The sequence below is a fragment of the Vicinamibacterales bacterium genome, from assembly GCA_036496585.1.
Taxonomy (GTDB): Bacteria; Acidobacteriota; Vicinamibacteria; order Vicinamibacterales; family 2-12-FULL-66-21; genus JAICSD01.
In genome coordinates, this window is the sequence record DASXLB010000023.1 from 1 (window position 1) to 19,199 (window position 19,199).

The window sequence follows — 19,199 nt, forward strand, 5'->3', positions numbered from 1 at the left end:
GATCCCGCCGTAGCGCGCCTTGTGCCAGAACCACTCGGGCCGCGCGCCGCCGGCGACGTTGCCGATGCGGTGCGGCGCGAGGTTGACCGTCTGGATGACGCGGCCAATCGCACCCGCCTGCACGAGGTCGCCGGCTCTGACGGCGGCGCGTACTTCGTGGCGCTCGCTGTACAGGATCGAGTAGATGCGCTTGGTCTCCGCTTGCACGCGCCGCGCCTCGGCCAGCTGCTCGAGCGTGGTGATGCCGGGCTTGTCGGACAGGTAGTCCTTGCCGTGCTGCATGACGCGGACGCCGATCGGCGCCCGCTCGTCAGGGATTGCGGCGCTCAGCACGAGCTGTACATCGCTGTCGAGGACCTCCTGCTCGCTGCGCGCGATTTTCGCTTGCGGGAAGCGCTTCGCATACGCCGCGGCCAGCTCCGGCTCCTTCGCGTAGACAGCGACCAGCTCACCACCGCCGCGGGTGACCGCGTTGGTCATGCCGTAGATGTGGTCGTGGTTGACGCCGATGACCGAGAAGCGGATCCGCGGCTTCGACGGCGTCTGACCGGCGCCGCCCGATCCCTGGGGCGACTCGATCGTGCGCGACAAGCCGGCAGCCGCGGCCGGAAACGCCGATGCCGCGGCCGCGGTCGCGGCGAGGTTCTTCACAAAGTCCCGTCGACCCACTCGTGTTCTGGCCATGCGTCCTCCGCTCGTCAGGCGAAGCCTACCAGATGCGGCGGTCTGCCGATTCTGAATAGTTGGGCCTCGAGGGCGTTGGCGTCGGCGATTACCTCGTGGCAAAGAGAGCGGACGACGACGCGAGCGCGCGCAGCGCCGCGAGCCACCGGCACGGAGGGAGGCGGCGGAGCGCCGAGCGAGTGACGGTGTAGGGGAGTCCGAGGGGCGAAGCCTCTTGGATGGTAGACGGAGCGTCGAACGACGACGCGAGCGCGCGCAGCGCCGCGAGCCACCGGCACGGAGGGAGGCGGCGGAGCGCCGAGCGAGTGACGGTGTAGGGGAGTCCGAGGGGCGAAGCCTCTCGGATATTAGATGGAACCTGCTTCCACCATGTAGTTGCTCGCCGTGCACATGGCCGAGTCGTCCGACGCGAGAAAGAGTGCCATGCGCGCGACGTAGACCGGCTCGATCGGGTCTTTCAGGCACTGCGCGGCGAGCTGCGCCGCCAGCTTCTCGGGCGTCACCCAGAGCTGCTTCTGGCGCTCCGTCATCGTCCAGCCGGGCACGAGCGTGTTCACGCGGATCCGGTGAGGCCCGAGGTCGCGTGCCATTCCGCGGGTCAGCCCGTGCACGGCCGCTTTCGCCGTCGTGTAGGCCGGGAACCCGCCGCCGGCGCGCCACCACGAGTCGGATCCCAGGTTGACGATCGAGCCGCCGCCGGCCGCGATCATCCCTGGCGCCACCGCCTGGATCGCGAAGAACATGTGGCGCAGGTTGCTGGCGATGCGTTCGTCGAAGAACTCGGGTGTCACCTCCTCCCAGCGATGGCGATCGTCGCGCGCGGCGTTGTTGACGAGCACGGTCGGCGGACCGTGCGTCGCCGCGACCGCGGCGACGGCTCGCCGCAGCGCGTCGACGTCGCGCAGGTCGCACGCTTCGAACCGGACGCGGGCGCCGCCCGCCGTCAACTCCGTTGCCAGCGCTGCGCCGTGTTCAGCGTCGAAATCGAGGATCCCGACGCGCGACCGCTGGCCGGCGAAGGCGCGGACGATCTCCATGCCGATCCCTGACGCTCCGCCGGTGACGATGACGCTGGCGTCGTGGAGGCTTGGATAGGTCGCAAACGCGAGCTGGGGGTTTCCTGCCATGACCGGACTGTATCAAGAGACGCGGACACTGGATCCGCCGCCGGCGCCGCGCACTTGTCGCTGGTGCCGCCCCTCGATGCCCGTCGATCGGCCGAGCTCGATCGGCCATCAGTCGCCCCTCACGATTTTGTCAAAGGCGACCCGGCTCCGTCCCGCCGGAGCCTCCTCCGGCCGCAAGGAGACGGGCGGCGTCCCGGCCGCCGCCGCCATCAAGTGAGCGAAGTGGCGGGGCGGCGGCAAAGTCGCAGAGTGAACGCGTTTTCCGCCGCGCACGCCTCCCGGCAGGACCACGGCTCGAAGGGGCAACGGGCTGGCGATGAAACTGCAGCGATCAGCGCGGGTGGGTGACCTGTCACACATTGAGAGGCCAGGCATGCAGGGGACGCTTGTCGGATCAGAATCAGCTCGTCTGTCGTCTCGGATCATCCTCGTGATGTTCTGCGCGGCGTCGACGCTGTCCGCCGCGCCGGCTGGACGCGTCACGCAGTCGGCGGCGACGGGATCGGCCCAGGCGGCTCAGAAGATCTCTGCCGATCAACTGGATTCCCTCGTGGCGCCGATCGCGCTCTATCCCGATCCGATGCTGGCGCAGGTACTCGCCGCCTCGACCTATCCGCTCGAAATCATGCAGCTCCAGCAGTGGATGCAGAAGAACCCTTCCGTGAAAGACAAGGCGCTCGCCGACGCCATGCTGAAACAGCCGTGGGATCCCAGCGTGCAGGCGCTGGCCGGCCTGCCCGACCTGGTCAAGCGGCTGGCCGCCGACATTCAATGGACCGCGGATCTCGGAAACGCCTTTCTGGCGCAGCAGAGCGACGTCATGGACGCGGTTCAGCGGATGCGCAAGAAGGCGCAGGACAAGGGCACGCTCACCTCGAGCGAGCAGGTCAAAGTCGAAACACAGGTGATCGAGCAAAAGCAGGTGGTCGTCATCCAACAGACCAATCCGCAGATCGTCTACGTTCCGAGCTACAACCCGGTCGTCGTGTGGGGACCGCCGGTGTATCCCTACTATCCGTATCCGCCGATTTACTATCCGCCCCCGGGCTATTACGCGGCAGGGGTCGCCATTTCCTGGGGAGTCGGTTTCGCCATGGGCGCGTTCTGGGGCGGCGGCGGCTGGGGTTGGCACGCCGGCTGGGGGCACAACGACATCGACATCAACATCAACAACAATTTCAATCGCAACTTCAACCGGAACACGAACATCAACGGCGGCAATCGAAACCAGATCAACGGGAACCGTGGCGCGGCGGGCAACAAGTGGCAGCACAATCCGCAGCATCGCGGCGGCACGCCGTACGGCGATCGCGCCACCGCGGACCGGTTTGGCGGCAATGCACGCGGCGATTCGCTGTCCAGCCGGCAGTCGACGGCACGGCAACAAGGAGCCCGTCAGGGCGGCAACGCACAGACCGGCAATCGCACTGCGGCGAGGCCGTCGCCGAGCGGAGGCGCGAGCCGCGGCGGTTCAGCCTCCGGCACTCGTCCGTCGGCTCCCAACGCGGGCAGCGGCAACCGCGCGCCCGGCGCCAGCAGCAACCGCGCGCCCGGCGCCGGCAGCGCGGATCGCATCGGCAACCGCGACATGTCGCGTCCAGGCAACAGCCGCAACGCTATGGGCAGCGGCAATCCCGGCGGCTACGACGGATCCCGCGCGCGTTCGAGCAGCAGCCGCGGTGCCTCCAGCATGGGCGCGCGCGGCGGCGGCGGCGGTGGGAGAAGGAGGTAGGACATGAACGCGAGAGCCGTGACCACCGCCATCGTCGTAACCTCGTGGCTCTGCGGCGCGCCGTCTGCCGCAGTCCTTTCGGCCGGGCAGGCGCCGCCGCCCGCTTCGACCGCGCACGTCAAGACGTTTGCCACGCCCGAACAGGCGATGAACGCGCTGATCAGCGCCGCGGAGAAATTCGATGTCGTGGCCATCGAGCAGCTCTTCGGACCGGACGGCAGCAAAATCCTGGTGACGGCGGAGCCCCCCCACGATCAAGACATCGCACAAACGTTCGCCGCGCTGGCGCACGAGAAGAAATCCGTCTCGATCGATCCCAGGAATCGGAACCACGCGGCCATCCTGGTCGGCGCCGAGGATTGGCCGTTTGCGGTGCCGCTCGTCAGGAAGAACGGCGCCTGGCAATTCGACACGGCCGCCGGCGTCCAGGAACTGACGTATCGCCGCATCGGCGGCAACGAGCTCGACGCCATCGAGATTTGCGACGGCTTCGTCGAAGCGCAGGAAACCTATGCGCTCCAGAAGCACGACGGCTCGGAGGTGATCCAGTACGCGCAGCGCGTGATCAGCACGCCGGGCAAACAGGACGGGCTCGCTTGGCAGACGCCGGACGGCGCCTGGGAGGGGCCAATCGGTCAGAGCATCGCGGCCGCGATCGACAAGGGGTACGCCGCGGGCCAGCCGTATCACGGCTACTACTTCAAGATACTCAAGGGGCAGGGCGCGGCCGGGCCGCTGGGCGAGATGGATTACGTCATCGAAGGCGCGATGATCGGTGGCTTTGCGCTCGTGGCGGCGCCGGCCGAATACGCGGTCAGCGGGGTCAAGACGTTCATGGTCGGCAACGACGGTGTCGTCTACGAGAAGGACTTCGGTGACTCGACACTGGACGCGTTCAAGCAGATGGAACGCTACAACCCAGACGCAACCTGGACGCCCGTCAAGGACTGAACAGACTCCCGCAGGCGATCGCCCGCTGATCCGGTTGGCGTTGGCTGACGAACCCTCCGCCGAGCCGCCTCGCGCCCTGCCGAAAGGAACCTCTTCCCGACCAGCGCGTCCCTGGGGTGATCACTCCACACGACCTGCTGCAGCATCGTTGCGTCAACTACCGGCACGGCTCAGGAGAGATCTACCACCGGCGATGACGACTCCGGCCACGTGAGGTATAGCGAGTCGGGCGGTCGGGAGCGTCGTCTTCGAGAACCAGGAACGAGTCGCACGCGCGCGTTCGTCGTCAGCTGCGGCGCGTTCGGACGCGTCATGCCGGCGCCCACCGTTGACGATGGGCGCCAGCCATTTGGTTGCGCAGGACGCTCTGTTCAGCGCGAGAACCGGCGCCGTCGCACCGCCAGGGCGGCGGCCAGCGAGAGCGACACGGCACCCGCGAATCCCACCAGCGGCAGCGGGCCTGCGGTCTTCGGCAGTTTTCGTCGCGTCGTCGAACCGGTGCCACCCGCCGCCGTGGCGCGTGCCGCGCCAGGGGCCTCACCCGCCGGCGTGGCCGACGAGGCCGCGGTCGGCGCGCCAGTGCGCGCAAGCGTCGCCTGCACCTGCTTTTCGGTGAGGATCTTTGGTGGCTTGGTCGTGACGATAGTCGCCGTCAGGGTATCGCCCGAATGAAAGTCCGAGAGCGACGCCGGCTCGCCATTACGAACGATTTGCACACCTCGCTTCGCGATGTCCCCTTCGGTAAACATCTTGATTCCGTCAGCCGTGCGAACGACGATGCTCGAGCCAGACGCCTGCATGACGGTTCCATTCTTGACCTCGGTCACGGAGACGGGCGTCACCGTCGTTTTCGTCGTGACCATCGCGGTGCCCTTCATGCCGGGTTTCAGGTCGTGGACCGAGAGGTCACGGCCGTCGACGTTGAACCGGAAATCGTCCGGCACCTTCATCTCCCGGGTCCCTTCCGGCAGCTTGACGATCAGGTCATTGCCATTCACCGCGATGACTTCGAACGCCTTCGTCTGCTTCGAGGTTGTGGAGGTCGACTGCTGCGCCAACGCGGCACTGGCCGCGCCCGCGAGGGCTACACCAACCAGAATCACACCACCGAGTGCGCGAATCATAGTGCGCTCCTTTCCATTTCGAGACCGAGTGACGACTGCACGGTTGTTCTTCAGCGTCCGGTCAGCGGAACGTCCGTATCGCTGGCGACCGCACGGACGATGAACCGCTCCGGCGCTGGACCGACGTAATAGAACGGGTAGCAGGTGACCAGCGTCAGGGAGCGGACGGGCGTGGGGTCGAGCACCGAGACGTCCTCCGGATCGACGATCCACGTCCGTTCGACACGATATGACTGGCGCCCGTCGAGCGTCTCGAGCTCGATCGTATCGCCTCGTAAGACGTCCTTCAGCGCCCTGAAGAACCCGTCCCGGTGGCCCGCGATTCCCGCATTGCCGTTGGCACCCGGCAAGGCCGTGTCTTCGATATGCCCGACCGCGCGGTTCAGGACGAAATCGTCGGTTCCCGGCAACACCGCGACTTCGAGTCCGATCTTGGAAATGCGCAGGATGCCGAGTGGCGCCGGCGCGGGTTGCGTCAAGGCCGCGCGCCATTCGCTAATCCGTTTCACGTCCCACAGGCTGAGGTCGGGGCGTGGCGTGGACGGAAGAACGGCGGACCGCTGGACACTCGCGACCTTGCTTGTTTCGAAACGCGCCAGATCTCGCCGGGCGCCCACCTCGCCCGTCAGGTAGGCTGCCGAGCAGATCGCGATGGCGGCGAGGCCTACGGTCCAGGCCGCACGCTCGGCGAACAGGGATCTCCGCTGCGGGACACCCTGAGCCGGAGGGACTTCAGTGGCTGGTTTCACATGCGGCCGGCGTCGCTCGGGACAGCGTCTGAACGCAGGTCGATTCTTCGTTCTCGCCCCCGCAGTCTACTCGAGCGGCTCACAATACTGAGGAGATGCCGCGGGGGCTATGCAGATTCGGCAATGGTCGATGATGTCATTCCGTGCGCAGCACCACGATTGGATCTAGTCGAGTCGCCCGCCGCGCCGGAACGTAGCATGCGAGCAACGCGACAAGTCCGAGCGCCAGGGCCGCTCCGCCATACGTGACGGGATCGGTGCTCACGACGCCGTACAAGAGCGACCGCAGAGTCTGCGTCGCTTCGAGCGCGGCGGCGAGCCCGATGCCGAGCCCGGCCGCGACCAGTACCGCTGTCTCGCGCAGCAAGAGCGCGAGCACGTCGATCGCCTGGGCCCCGAGCGCGATGCGGATGCCGAGCTCCCGCGTGCGCTGCGAGACGGCGTAGGCCGTCACCCCCGCGATGCCGATTACCGCGAGGACCAGCGCGAGCCCGGCGAAGAGCGTCATGAGCCCCATCACGAGGCGGAGACTCGCGTAGTGCTGCGCAATGATCGCGTCGTAGGTCGAGACGCTCGCGATGGGCTGGGTCGGATCCTCGCCCCGCACCATCTGCGTGAGCGCTGGAACAACGCGCAGCGGATGCGCCGAGCGGACCACAACCCACATCTGCTCGTACGACCAGTCATGGTCGTCCTGCGCGGCGGGGACGTAGATGGCCGGGCCGGCCTCATGCTCGAGCGATTCGGCGCGGACGTCGCCTGCGATGCCCACGACCTTCGTGTCGTCATATCGTCCCAGTCCAACCTGACCGATCGCATTCTGGCCAGGCCACAGGCGATCGGCGAGCGCCTTGCTCACCACGCAGACCGGCGCGGCGCCCGCCCGTTCATCGTCGGCGATGATGGCGCGCCCCTGAAGAATCGGTATGTGCATCGCGGAGAAGAAGCCGGAACCGACGTCGACCGCGGTGATCTTGAGGAACGTGTCCGGGTCGTCGCGTCGAATCGAGTGGGGATTCATACCGACTTTGTTGATCACGCCGGAGAGCGGCAGGCCGTCGGCGACGGTGACGGCGCTGACTCCCGGCTGCGTCTGCAGGCGCTGGACGACGTCGTCGAAGAAGGTGCGCTTCTGGCGGAGCGTGGCGTAACGCTCCGGGCTGAGCCGAATCCGTGCCGCGAGGAGTCCTTGCGGATCGAATCCGGGGTCGATCGTGGTCACACCGATGAAGCTGCGGACGAGAAGGGCGGAGCCAACCAGCAGCACCAGTGCCAACGCGACCTCGCTCACGATGAGCGCGTTGCGGGTTAGGCGGTGCGACTGGCCGGCGGTCCCGCCAGCGCTGTCGCGCAGCGACCGCTCGAGTGTGGGCGCCGAGGCGCGGAGCGCCGGCACGACGCCGAAGGCGAGCCCTGTCGCCACGGCGAGGACGCTCGTAAAGACGAGCACGGGCGCGTCGATATCGGCGACGTAGCCCTGCGGCAGCCGCGCGGCGAGCAAATGGAGGCCAACGGCTGCGAGCGCAAGACCGAGGGTCGCGGCGCCGAGCGCGAGCACGACGCTTTCGACGAGCAGCTGCCGCACGATCGCCCAGCGGCCCGCGCCGATTGCGCGGCGCACCGCAAATTCCTTCTCACGGGCGTTGGCGCGCGCAACGAGCAGATTCGCCGCGTTGACGCACGCGATGAGCAGCACCAGCACGACGGCGCCCATCAGAATCAGCAGCGGCTGCCGCGCGCTCCCTTCGATTCGATCGCGCAGGAGCGTTGCGGTGAAGCTCTCTCCGGTTCCGGACTTCGACGTCGCCTCCCCCGACGCCGTGACGCGGCCGCCGAGGACATCCAGATCGGCCCCGAGCGTCTCGAGCGATCCGCCCTGCGCGAGGCGAGCCACCGTCGAAAAAGCTCGGTACATTCGCATCTCGGTCATCGCGGGCGCGCCGGCAACTGCCCACGAGATCGGAATCCACACACCCGTGCTCGTGTCGGGAAACGCGAAGTTCGACGGCATCACGCCGATGATCGTGAAATGCTGGCCGTCCAGAGACACCATCCGACCAAGCGCGCTCTCGTCGCCGCCGAAATCCGAGAGCCATAGCGCGTGCGAGATGATCGCGAAGGGAGCATAGCTCTCCCCCATGGCGAAGTCCCGTCCGATCAGGGGCGACACCCCGAGCACCGCGAGCAGATTCGGCGTCGTGCGGGTGACTCGCACTTCGCGCGGCGCGCCGGTATTGGTCAGGTTGTAGCGGTCGTTCGAGTAGGCGGCGATATCGGCGACCGCGTTGGTCAGTTTTGCGATGTCCTGATAGTCGGGATACGACAGCGCCATGGCCGCTCCGCGTCTGCCGACGTCGCTCGAGGCGATCGTCACGAGCCGATCGGCGTCGCGATAGGGCAGCGGGCGGAGGAGCACGGCATTGACGACGCTGAAGATCGCGGTGTTGGCGCCGATGCCGAGCGTGAGCGTGAGCACCGTGACGATGGCGAAGCCAGGGTTGCGGCGCATCGCACGCAGGCCGTACCGGATGTCGCGGACGAGATGCTCGAGCGCGGGCACGCCGCGCTCGTCGCGGTGTACCTCTTTCATCGACGCGATGGCGCCGAAACGGCGCAGCGCGTCACGACGGGCGTCTTCGGGCGAGAGACCCGCTGAACGCGCGTCGCGCTCGGCCAGCTCGAGATGGGCCCGCACTTCGTCATCGAGTTCGCGATCGATTCGGTCGCGATGGACGAGCGCCAGTACGCGCTGCCAGGCGCGCCTCACGGCCCAGCCTTCAGGAAGCGCGCGACGAGCGCCGTCGACTTCTGCCACCCGGCGATCTCGATGTCGAGCTGCTTCATCCCGAGTTTCGTGAGCTCGTAGAACTTCACCGTGCGGTTGGTCTCGGACGTTCCCCACTCCGTCCGAATCCAACCCTGTTGCTGAAGACGAACGAGCGCTGGATAGATGGAGCCCTGACTCAAACGGAGCTCGCCACCGGCAACCTGCTCGATACGCCGGGCGATGGCGTAGCCATGGAGCACGCCCATGGTGCCGAGCGTGCGGAGGATCAACAGATCGAGCGTGCCGCGAGGAACGTCCTGTTTGAGCCGCGACCCGAATTTGGCGTTAGACATGTCTATAATCGACATGTCGATGATAGTGGACCGGTCCGACTCCGTCAAGCGGAGGCCGGGGCGACGTCTCAACGCGGCCCAGCTGGAGAACCCGTCGCCTCTTTACTCGATACGGTCGATCACCAGGCCGCCACCACGTTCCTCTCCCACAGTTTCAGAACGTGCTGATGTTCGACCATGGGAGTGGCCGTGGCGACTAGTTGCCTGACAACCTCGCGGCCGATGGTGCCGGGAGCGGCACCCGTGACGAGAGCTCGATTCATGATTCGATCCGATGTTCGCGTCGATACCGCGCCGGTGGGACGCCGAACAGACGCTTGAACGCCCGATTGAACGCGGCCTCAGACTCGTAGCCCACGGCGGCCGCAACATCCGCGACGGTCTTCGCAGACGATGCCAGTGCCTGGGCGGCGAGACGCAATCGCCATCCGGTCAAGTACGCCATCGGCGGATCGGACAGATAGCGGCTGAAACGCGCGACGAGCGCGGAACGAGAGACGCCGACGGTCTTGGCGAGCTCGGCGATGGTCCACGCGTGCTCCGGTCGCTTGTGCAGCAGCGCCAGACTTTTCCCCACCACTCCGTCTCGTGCACCAGCGAGCCAGCCCGTCGCCTGATCCGGGAGTCCGATGACATATCGCCTGAGCGTGTCCACGAACAGCGCTTCCGAGAGCTTCGCCAACATCGCGTCGCTCCCCGCACGATCCGAGCCGGCCTCCTCCAGCAGGTGCAGGATCGACTGCTCGAGCCACTGTCCAGATCGATCGGTTCTGACGTTGACCTTCAGGAGCGGTGGCAAGCTGTCGAGAATTGGGCCGCAGAGCAGGGGGTCCAGCGTCAAGTACCCGCACACGAATCGCGTCGTCGCGCCACCACCGCCGGCGCGCATCGGCGACAGGTCGCCGGTGGCGATCCGCCGAAGGATGGACGCGCCGTCAACGCGGCTTGTTCCCGTTCCGCCGCTCAGGTCGTGAGGGTCCCCGTGCGGAAACACCACGATGTCGCCCGGCGACAGCTCAAAATCAGGTCCGTCGTCCACACGGGCGCGCGCCGTGCCCTCGACGACGAGGTGGTAGATCACGATGTGCGGCGCACCGGGCGCCAGCGTCGGCGCGAGCACACGGCAGTGGGGCGTCGAGAGTCGCCACGGGGCCGAGAACTCCGCGCTGAAGTACATCGCACCCTTGAGCCGGACACCGCTCAGGACCTCTGAAAACGCGTCCACCGCCTGAGATTCTAGTCGTTTGGACGGACGAGCAAGGACTTCAACCGCCCGAGCATGGTTTGGCCGCGAGGGCTCCCGCAGAATCGCTTCTGTTGGAGGTTGCCCTGACGAAGTTCATCGCCATCGCCGGTCCACTGATGCTCGCCACCCTGTTCGCGGCGCTGCCGGTCTCGGCGCAGTCGCCGCTCACACTGCCCGATGCGATCGCGCGCGCCAGAGTACACAACCCTGACGTCGGATCGGCGGCGGCGGCCGAGCGCGAAGCGGCCGAGCGTGTCAGACAGGCTCGTGGAGGCTATTTCCCAAGGCTGGACGTTGCGGAGTCCTGGCAGCGCGGCAACAACCCGGTCTTTGCCTTCAGTTCACGGCTCGCGCAGCGCCAGTTCACGGCGGCCGGGTTTGCTCCCGATGCGCTCAATCAGCCGGCGGCGACGGACAACTTCCGCACCGTGTTGTCGGCTGAGCAATCGGTGTTCGATCGCACCACGACGGCGAGTGTCCAGGCAGCGGCCATCGCGCGGAACGTGGCCGCCACGGGCCAGGAAATCGTCAATCAAGACCTGGGGACAGCGGTGACGGATGCGTTTGGCCGCGTGCTCGTGGCCATCGCGGCGGTTCGATCGACAGACGCGGCGATCGAGGCCGCGCGGGCCGATCGCGAGCTGGCCGGTCATCGCCGTGATGCCGGCCGCGTCACCGACGCCGATGTGCTGCAGCTGGACGTCCATGTCGCGCACGCGCGCGAACAGCAGGTGCAGGCGATCGCGGCTGAACGCATCGCCCGGGCACAACTGAATCAGTTGATGGGCGAGCCATTGACCTCGATGTTTTCGCTTGATTCGACACCGTCGGTGATTGCGATCGATCTCAGCAATCCCGCAACGCTCGAGGACGAAGCCGCCAGGAACCGACCCGAAATCGCGCTCGCCACCCAGCAGCAACAGCTCGCAGCCGCCACAGTGGCTGGCGCGCGCGCGGCGTTTCTACCGCAAGTGTCGGCGCAAGGGGCATGGGAGTTGAACGGCGGCGCGTGGAATTCACGAGCGTCGAGCTGGGTCGTTGGCGCGGTCGCCCGGATCGGCGTGTTCCACGGACTTGCCGACCACGCACGGCTCGCTGAAGCGCGCGCGCAGGCAGACCGTCGCGCGATCGAAGCCAGCAAGACCCAAACGATGGTCCGGCTCGACGTGCAGATCGCGATCGCCCGTCTTGAAGCTGCGCGGGCGAGCGAAGCGGTTGGACGGGCGGCCGCCGATTCGGCTCGGGAGGCCCGCCGGATCATTCGTGACCGTTATGAGAGTGGTCTTGCAGACGCGGCCATGCTGCTACGCGCGGCTGACGCCGTGCAGCAGGCCGAGGCGCAACAGATCGCGGCGCTCGTCAACGTGCTCAGTTCAACCGCAACCCTGCAGAGAGCGATAGGCAGACTATGAAACAGATCAGCGCACTACTCAACGCACTCCTGATAATGATGAGCGCTGCGTTGGCCGGATGCTCGGCTCCGCAAGCCGCCGGCGCTCAGGCCGATGCGGCGGAACCCATCGTCGTGCGCGTCGGCCGCGCATCGATGACCGACGTGGCCACCGCGATCGACGCGGGCGGAGTGGTGCAGGCTCGTACCACGGCGACGATCACGGCGCGCATCCTGGCGCCGGTGCGTGACGTGCTCGTGCTACCGGGAGATCGGGTCCGCAAAGGACAAACGCTGGTCGTCCTCGATGGCGATGACCTCAGCGCTGCGGCTCGAGCCGCACGCTCGGCGATGCTCGCCGCGGAACAGGGGTCGAAGGCTGCAACCGGAGAACTGCAAGCCGCTGACGCGAGCCTCGTCCTGGCACGCGCCTCACACGATCGCATCGCCGAACTTCAATCCAAGCGCGCAGCCACCGCGCAGGAACTCGACGATGCGATCGCGACGCTGCGGGGCGCCGAAGGGCGCATCGCTGCCGAATCCGCGCGGGTGTCACAGGCCGCGTCGGCCGTCGAGGGCGCACGGGCCGCCAGCGATCGCGCGACCTTGACCGAGTCGTTCGCCGCGCTGGTCGCACCATTCGACGGCATCGTCACCGAAAAAATGATCGAGCCTGGCAACATGGCGTCGCCAGGCCTGCCGCTCCTACGCCTGGAAGACACGCGCGAATTCCGTCTCGAGGTTCACGTGGACGAATCGCGCGTCGGCCATGTGCGCGTCGGCGACTGTGTGCCGGTTCGCCTCGGGGCCGGAACCTCTGGGCGCACAGGCACGATCGTCGAGGTCAGCCGCGCGGTGGATGCGGACGCGCGCGCGTTTCTCGTCAAGATCGCGCTGCCCGACACGCGCGGCGTTCGCTCCGGCGAGTTCGGCCGAGCCCGATTCAGCGAATCGCCACGGCGTGCGTTGACCATTCCAGCGTCGGCAATCGTGCGGCGCGGACAACTCACGTCGGTCTTTGTAGTCGACGAGGGACGGGCGCGCGTGCGACTAGTCAGCCTGAGCGAGGCCGAAGTACTCGCGGGCCTGGGGGAATCCGAGATGGTGATTCTGTCGCCGCCGGCCGGGCTCAGCGATGGTCGGCGGGTCCGCGAGGGAGGGAAGTAGATGACGGGCACATACGGCGTCGCCGGCCGGATGGCCGCGGCATTCATCAACTCCAAGCTGACGCCACTCTTCATCCTCGCCTCGATGGCGCTTGGCATGGTGGCGGTGGTGGCGCTGCCGCGTGAAGAGGAGCCGCAGATCGTCGTGCCGATGGTTGACGTGCTCGCCGAGATGCCGGGTGCGACACCGGCGGATGTCGAACAGCGAGTCACGCGCCCGCTGGAGCAAGTGCTCTGGGAAGTGCCCGGCGTCGAATATCTCTATTCGACTTCGAGTCCGGGCCAGGCACTCGTCATCGTTCGCTTCAAGGTGGACGAGCCGCTCGAACCGGCGCTCGTTCGCCTCAATCAGAAGCTGGCCTCGAATGCGGATCGCATTCCCCCAGGCGTCATCGGGCCCATCGTCAAGCCACGATCGATTGACGACGTGCCGATCCTGGCCGTCACAGTCTGGTCGGCAGTGTATGGGGATGACCAACTGCGAGCGCTGGCCGCGCAATTGCGGGACGCGATCGCCGAAGTCAATGACGTGTCGGAGGTGACCATCATCGGCGGGCGGCCCAGACAGGTGCGCGTGGACATCAATCCGGCGAAGCTCTCCGCCTACGGTCTCGATCCGCTGTTGGTGCAGCAGGCGATCGCTCGCAACAACGTGCGAGACGCCGCGTCGGGCCCCGTCGCCGGCGGCGTGATCCACGGTCTCGAGGCCGGGAGCCGTCTGCGGACCGCCGACCAACTGCGCAATACCGTGGTGACCTCCGCCGACGCGCGTCCCGTGTTCCTGCGTGACCTCGCGGACGTGATCGATGGCGGCGCAGAGCCCTCGTCGTACGTCACATTTCAGTCCAGGGCGTCCGGTGCGCAACCGGCGGTGACCATCGCGGTCGCAAAGCGGAAAGGCACGAACGCCACTGACGTCGCCCACCGAGTCGTCGCCAAACTCGACACGCTCAAGGGATCCGTCGTGCCGCCGGACGTGCATCTCACCATCACCCGCGACTACGGCGAGACTGCTGCCGACAAGAGCAACGAGCTCTTGTGGCACATGCTGCTCGCGATCGTCTCGGTCTCGGCGCTGATCTGGCTGGTGCTCGGCCGGCGCGAGGCGGCCGTCGTGATGATCGCGATTCCGGTCACGCTCGCGCTCACGCTGTTCATGTTCTATCTCTACGGCTACACGCTGAACCGCATCACGCTCTTCGCCCTGATCTTCTCTGTCGGGATTCTGGTGGACGATGCGATCGTCGTGGTCGAGAATATCGTCCGCCACGCGCGGCTGAGCCATGTGAAGCAGAGTGGCCTCGTCGCGATGACGATTCGCGCCATCGACGAAGTGGGGAACCCGACAATCCTCGCGACGATTGCGGTGGTGGCGGCGATTCTGCCGATGGCGTTCGTCCGCGGGATGACCGGGCCCTACATGCGGCCGATTCCCGTGGGCGCGTCGGCCGCGATGGCGTTCTCGCTGGTAGTGGCCTTCGTCGTCACGCCGTGGGCCGCGGTCCGGCTGCTGAAGACGTCCGCGCATCGGGATGACGTCGCGGAGGACGTCGTCACACGGATCTATCGCCGAGTGATGGGGCGGCTCATCGCCAGCGGTCGGCGGCGCACAATCTTTCTCGCGGGTCTGGCCGTGATGCTGCTGGTGGCGGCGGCGTTCGTGCCGCTCGGCCTGGTGACGGTAAAGATGATGCCGTTCGACAACAAGAGCGACTTCCAGGTCATGATCGACATGCCTGACGGCACCGCGCTCGAGACGACGGCGCGTGTCGCGTCGGCGATGGCGACGGCGATCCTGAACGATGACGCGGTCGTCAACGTGCAGCAGTATGTCGGTGCGTCAGCGCCGTACAACTTCAACGGTCTCGTCCGGCACTACTTTCTGAGACGTGCTCCGCACCTCGCCGATGTGCAGGTCAACCTCGTGCCGAAGAGCGAGCGCGCGGCGCAGAGTCACGAGGTCGCAGGACGCGTGCGCGAGCGGCTGGCGCCGATTGCGAAACAATTCGGCGCGACCATCCAAGTGGCGGAACTGCCGCCGGGTCCGCCGACGATGCAGACGCTCGTCGCAGAGATTTATGGGCCGGAGCCGGCGCGTCGCAAAACCGTGGCCGCGCAGGTCAAATCGATCTTCGAGCGTACGCCAGGCGTCGTCGATACCGACTGGTTCGTCGAAGATCCGCACGCGAAGATCGGGCTCGAGGTGGACGGCGAAAAGGCCGCGGCAGCAGGCCTCTCGCCGGCGGCGGTGGCGGCGGTCGTGCGGATGGCCGGTTCGGGAGAATCCGCGGGTCTGCTGCACGACGAACAGGCACGTGAGGATGTGCCGATCGTCATTCGCCTGCCCCGCGCCGAGCGCAGTCTCGAAGCCGTTCAATCGATCCGGCTTCGCGGGGCAACGACGGTGGCGGTGGGCGAGCTCACGCGCACGGTGGTCGACGAGGATCAGGCCAGCGTGTACCACAAGAATCTGCAGGCTGTGACCTACGTCACCGCCGACCTGGCGGGAGCGAGGGGGAGCCCGGTCTACGCGATTCTGCAGATGAACAAAGCGATCGGACAGTTGTCGCTGCCCGAGGGTTACGGGCTCGAAGTCTTCAATGCGTCCGAGCCGTTCGACTCGTCTCGGTATGCGATGAAGTGGGACGGCGAATGGCAACTGACCATCGAGATGTTCCGCGATCTCGGCCTCGCGTTCGCGGCGGTGCTCGTGCTCATCTATCTATTGATCGTCGGCTGGTTCCAGTCGTTCAAGACGCCACTGCTCATCATGGCCGCGATCCCGTTTTCGCTCGTCGGCATCCTGCCGGCGCATGCGGCCATGGGCGCGTTCTTCACCGCGACGTCGATGATCGGCTTCATCGCCGGCGCCGGCATCGTGGTTCGCAATTCGATCATTCTCGTCGACTTCATCGAGTTGCGGCGGCGCGAGGGGATGCCGCTCGACGAGGCGGTCGTCGACGCCGGCGCGGCGCGTTTCCGCCCGATGGCGCTCACGGCTGCGGCGATGGTCGTCGGCGCCTGGGTCATCTTGTTCGACCCGATTTTCCAGGGCCTGGCGATCTCTCTGATGGCCGGCGAAGTGGCGTCGCTCCTGCTGTCGCGACTGGCTGTCCCGGTTCTCTACTACATGGCGAATCGGCGGGCGGTTGTGCGGCAGGTAGCGCCGGCCTCGGCGGAGCTTCAGGTGGGCGCCGCGCCGTGTTAGGCAGTCACAAAAACCCACGTGCCCAAACTGGAGACGTCCATGACCCGGCAAGAGACTTTCAATCGCTCGCGATTCTCACATTTCATCAACAGCCAGCCGGGACGCATCTTCCGTCTGGTGGCCGGCGCAGCTTTCCTCATCGTGGGCCTTCGCTTCCGGCATCACCCGCTCGGCGTGCTATCGATGCTCTGGAGCATTCTCCCGCTGACTGCTGGCTTTCTTGACGTGTGCTACATCAGCGCCGCCCTGGGGGGGCCGTTCTCTGGTGCGACCATACGCGATCGGTACAGGCAAATCCCGACGCGGTCATCGAGAAGATCGTCGGCGGAGTCACTGCCAACGCACTGCCAATGACCAGAACAGAGTCTGCAGAGATCACATCGTCGACACCGCCCTCCAAGAGGGCGACCCGCCTCGCCTTCGACAGCGGGCCGCCTCATCGTCTCGTGAACCTACGGTCGTGAAGTGCGGTGATCTCCGTCGTGATCGCGTGGGAAATCGAACATGTCGAACAGGTCACCTATTGCCGGCATGTTCAGCGGCACGTATGAATTGGCACTCGGGACTATCGGGTTCGGCAGATTGTCACGGCTCCGGCCAGTCAGGGGGTCGAGAGACCAGTTGCGCTCGATGAATTTCAGGATCGACGCGTGGTCGCCGTAGCTGTGTGTGACGCGGCCGCCGCGTGAATACGGTGACACGACGATGAAAGGAATCCGTGGTCCGTCGCCGAACATGTCGATCGGCTGGAAGAACCCGGAATCCCAGTAGCCGCCTCCCTCGTCGAACGTGACGAAAATAGCGGTCTCTTTGAACAAATCGTCATTCGCCCGTACCCGCTCGATCACTCGATCGATCAGGGCCTCGAGCAGATCGACCTTCGAACTCGCCGGGTGCCCGTCGTCGAAGCTGTCTGGCTTGATGTACGACACGGCCGGCAGTTTTCCGTTGCCCAGATCCGTGAAGAAGTCGACCGCATCCTTGATATGCGCAGCCCGCTCGGTGGGATCGCCCATGATCGACGCCGAATACTGGAACGGGTTGCAGATATCGCAGTACCAGTCTCCTCCAGTCCCGATGAGGACGTCGACCGGGTCGGTCGATCCGTTGTCGAATCGCCGCGCGGCGTCGAAGCCCCCTCCGTAATACGCCCAGTCGATGTGGCGCTCGTTCAGCGCGTCCCCGATGTTGCGCAGCGACGAGGGCGGCGCGGCCGTGCCGCCGTTGATCGCTGATACGTTGAGCTGGCCGTTCGACAGGAAGCCAGGACGCAGGTTGTTGATCATGTAGAAGCGGCCGGGCTCGCAATTCGACGGCGAGAGGTCGGGCCGCCACGGCAGCGTTTTGAGGTAATCCAGAATCGGCCCGATGCCGGGCTGCGCGACGTCGCAGGTCATCCACCGGCCATCGCGCACGAACGCAGGATTCGAGGCGCTCTGCGGCGTGGGATCGGCGACCTGGGACAGCGGCGGAGTCGCGGGGAACGTCCCGACGTGGTCCCACGGCAGCGCGTCTCCGGTCATCATCATCATGTGCTGGACGGCGGTCCCGCCCATCACCGGCTGATGGTAGTTATCGCTCATGGTGTACTCGTCGGCGAGCCGCTTGAAGAGCGGCGCGTCACCGACCTGCATGTTGTAGAAACCCATCGAGTTCGCGCCCGAATCATCGCCGCGCGCGATTCCGACGTAGGGATACAGGTCGTTGCGACACCCCGCGGGATTCGACGCCGTGGCCGCACTGAGGTTGCAGTCTGACTGCTGCCACATGTGAAAAAACCGATGGACCATGTCGCCCGTGTAGCTGTCGAACGGCAGGTGGGGTCCGGTAATCGGAAACACGGTGTTTGGCAGCGCGTTGAAGTGGGCCACGCGCGTGTCGGGCTCGCCACACGGCGTCGGCGGCAGCGTCGGATCGGCCGTGCAGTTGGTCAATCCGGTCGCGCCGGTCGTCAGCAGCACCAGGTCGTGCGACGCGAGCACCGGTGAAATCTGGTGCAGCCGGGTAGCCGAGAACGTGTTTCCATCGAACGGCGGCGCCGAGCCCGCAGGACCGTTCACAAACTGCGACAACCTGACGGCACGAGCCGGCGCGAATCCGGCTTCAGGTGTGGGGAGGTTCGGTGCGTAGGGGGCCTTGCCCGAACCGGTCAACGTGTCTGTGTCGACGAAGTAGCGGACGGGAGTGATCGAGCTCAGCTGAGACTGCTGCGCGCGCGCGCGCTGTGGTCCTGGCGAGCCGTCCGCCAGCACGATGCCACGCGACAAGAGGTTCGCGACGTGCTGTCCGGGTCTGGGAACATAGGTTCCGTACACGTTATCGAACGTCCGGTTCTCGCCGATGATGACGATGACGTGTTTGATCGGTGTGGCCGTCCGGCCGCCATCGTGATCGCGATCGAATCGCGGACCGCCTGACGCGGCCACCATCGACGGAGTTCCGGCTGGTCCGCTCACTAGTGTCGTGAGGGTCACCACAGCGAATGATTTTCGTTTCCAAATGCGCATCATTGCCTCCTTCCGCAGGGCAGGAGAAACGGTAGCAATGCCGCATGTCTTCTCGGTTCCGATCCGATGACGCGCGCGTCAACGTTTCGCGGCCTCTCGACCTATGTCAAACCTCGGCTGTGCGCGCGCCTCGGCGCGACTCCAACCGCATCCATTACATGACCTTGCTCAAGTCCAAACAACGGGTCGCTGCTC

Annotated in this window: 13 protein-coding genes; 5 read left to right on the forward strand and 8 right to left on the reverse strand. The window is 66.2% G+C overall.

Annotated features, from left to right (window positions below; all coding sequences use genetic code 11):
• Nucleotides 1-651: Gfo/Idh/MocA family oxidoreductase (locus VGI12_07775; GenBank protein ID HEY2432558.1), on the reverse strand; the 651-nt coding region annotated here is incomplete at its 3' end.
• A 380-nt stretch (nucleotides 652-1,031) separates the two neighbouring features.
• Complete coding sequence (locus tag VGI12_07780; GenBank protein HEY2432559.1) at nucleotides 1,032-1,811, reverse strand: SDR family oxidoreductase; 780 nt, start codon at nucleotides 1,809-1,811, stop codon at nucleotides 1,032-1,034.
• A gap of 433 nt (nucleotides 1,812-2,244) precedes the next feature.
• Here VGI12_07780 and VGI12_07785 point away from each other — a divergent pair, with 433 nt between their 5' ends.
• Both VGI12_07785 and VGI12_07790 read left to right on the forward strand, forming a co-directional pair.
• On the forward strand, nucleotides 2,245-3,543 hold the full coding sequence (locus tag VGI12_07785; protein ID HEY2432560.1) for a DUF3300 domain-containing protein: 1,299 nt from the start codon (nucleotides 2,245-2,247) through the stop codon (nucleotides 3,541-3,543).
• 3 nt (nucleotides 3,544-3,546) lie between these two features.
• A complete protein-coding gene (locus tag VGI12_07790) occupies nucleotides 3,547-4,494 on the forward strand; it encodes a DUF2950 domain-containing protein (protein ID HEY2432561.1) in 948 nt (315 codons plus the stop codon).
• A 371-nt stretch (nucleotides 4,495-4,865) separates the two neighbouring features.
• Here the strand turns inward: VGI12_07790 and VGI12_07795 are convergent, their stop codons facing one another.
• The 5 genes from VGI12_07795 to VGI12_07815 all read right to left on the reverse strand — a co-directional run bounded on the left by VGI12_07795 (nucleotide 4,866) and on the right by VGI12_07815 (nucleotide 10,712).
• Entirely contained in the window at nucleotides 4,866-5,618 is a 753-nt protein-coding gene (locus tag VGI12_07795) for a hypothetical protein (protein HEY2432562.1), read from the reverse strand.
• 50 nt (nucleotides 5,619-5,668) lie between these two features.
• The gene (locus tag VGI12_07800; GenBank protein HEY2432563.1) at nucleotides 5,669-6,127 is read right to left on the reverse strand and encodes a class D sortase; all 459 of its coding nucleotides are present in this window, start codon (nucleotides 6,125-6,127) and stop codon (nucleotides 5,669-5,671) included.
• Nucleotides 6,128-6,503: 376 nt separating this feature from the next.
• Nucleotides 6,504-9,134: an ABC transporter permease gene (locus tag VGI12_07805; GenBank protein HEY2432564.1), complete on the reverse strand. Its 2,631-nt coding sequence runs from the start codon at nucleotides 9,132-9,134 to the stop codon at nucleotides 6,504-6,506.
• Nucleotides 9,131-9,487 (reverse strand): PadR family transcriptional regulator, encoded by a 357-nt coding sequence (locus VGI12_07810; protein HEY2432565.1) that lies wholly within the window; start codon nucleotides 9,485-9,487, stop codon nucleotides 9,131-9,133. Before VGI12_07810 ends, VGI12_07805 begins: the two co-directional genes overlap by 4 nt.
• Nucleotides 9,488-9,746: 259 nt before the next feature.
• Complete coding sequence (locus VGI12_07815) at nucleotides 9,747-10,712, reverse strand: AraC family transcriptional regulator (protein HEY2432566.1); 966 nt, start codon at nucleotides 10,710-10,712, stop codon at nucleotides 9,747-9,749.
• 92 nt (nucleotides 10,713-10,804) lie between these two features.
• Between VGI12_07815 and VGI12_07820 the strand changes: the two genes are divergently transcribed.
• Genes VGI12_07820 through VGI12_07830 form a run of 3 tightly spaced genes read left to right on the forward strand, consistent with a single transcriptional unit; the run spans nucleotide 10,805 to nucleotide 16,497 of the window.
• On the forward strand, nucleotides 10,805-12,145 hold the full coding sequence (locus tag VGI12_07820) for a TolC family protein (protein HEY2432567.1): 1,341 nt from the start codon (nucleotides 10,805-10,807) through the stop codon (nucleotides 12,143-12,145).
• A gap of 38 nt (nucleotides 12,146-12,183) precedes the next feature.
• Complete coding sequence (locus tag VGI12_07825) at nucleotides 12,184-13,290, forward strand: efflux RND transporter periplasmic adaptor subunit (protein HEY2432568.1); 1,107 nt, start codon at nucleotides 12,184-12,186, stop codon at nucleotides 13,288-13,290.
• Entirely contained in the window at nucleotides 13,291-16,497 is a 3,207-nt protein-coding gene (locus tag VGI12_07830; GenBank protein ID HEY2432569.1) for an efflux RND transporter permease subunit, read from the forward strand.
• A 452-nt stretch (nucleotides 16,498-16,949) separates the two neighbouring features.
• Here VGI12_07830 and VGI12_07835 read toward each other — a convergent pair whose 3' ends face one another.
• Nucleotides 16,950-18,926 carry an alkaline phosphatase family protein gene (locus VGI12_07835; GenBank protein HEY2432570.1) on the reverse strand — a complete coding sequence of 659 codons (1,977 nt, stop codon included), beginning with the start codon at nucleotides 18,924-18,926 and terminating at the stop codon, nucleotides 16,950-16,952.
• Nucleotides 18,927-19,199 lie beyond the last annotated feature (273 nt).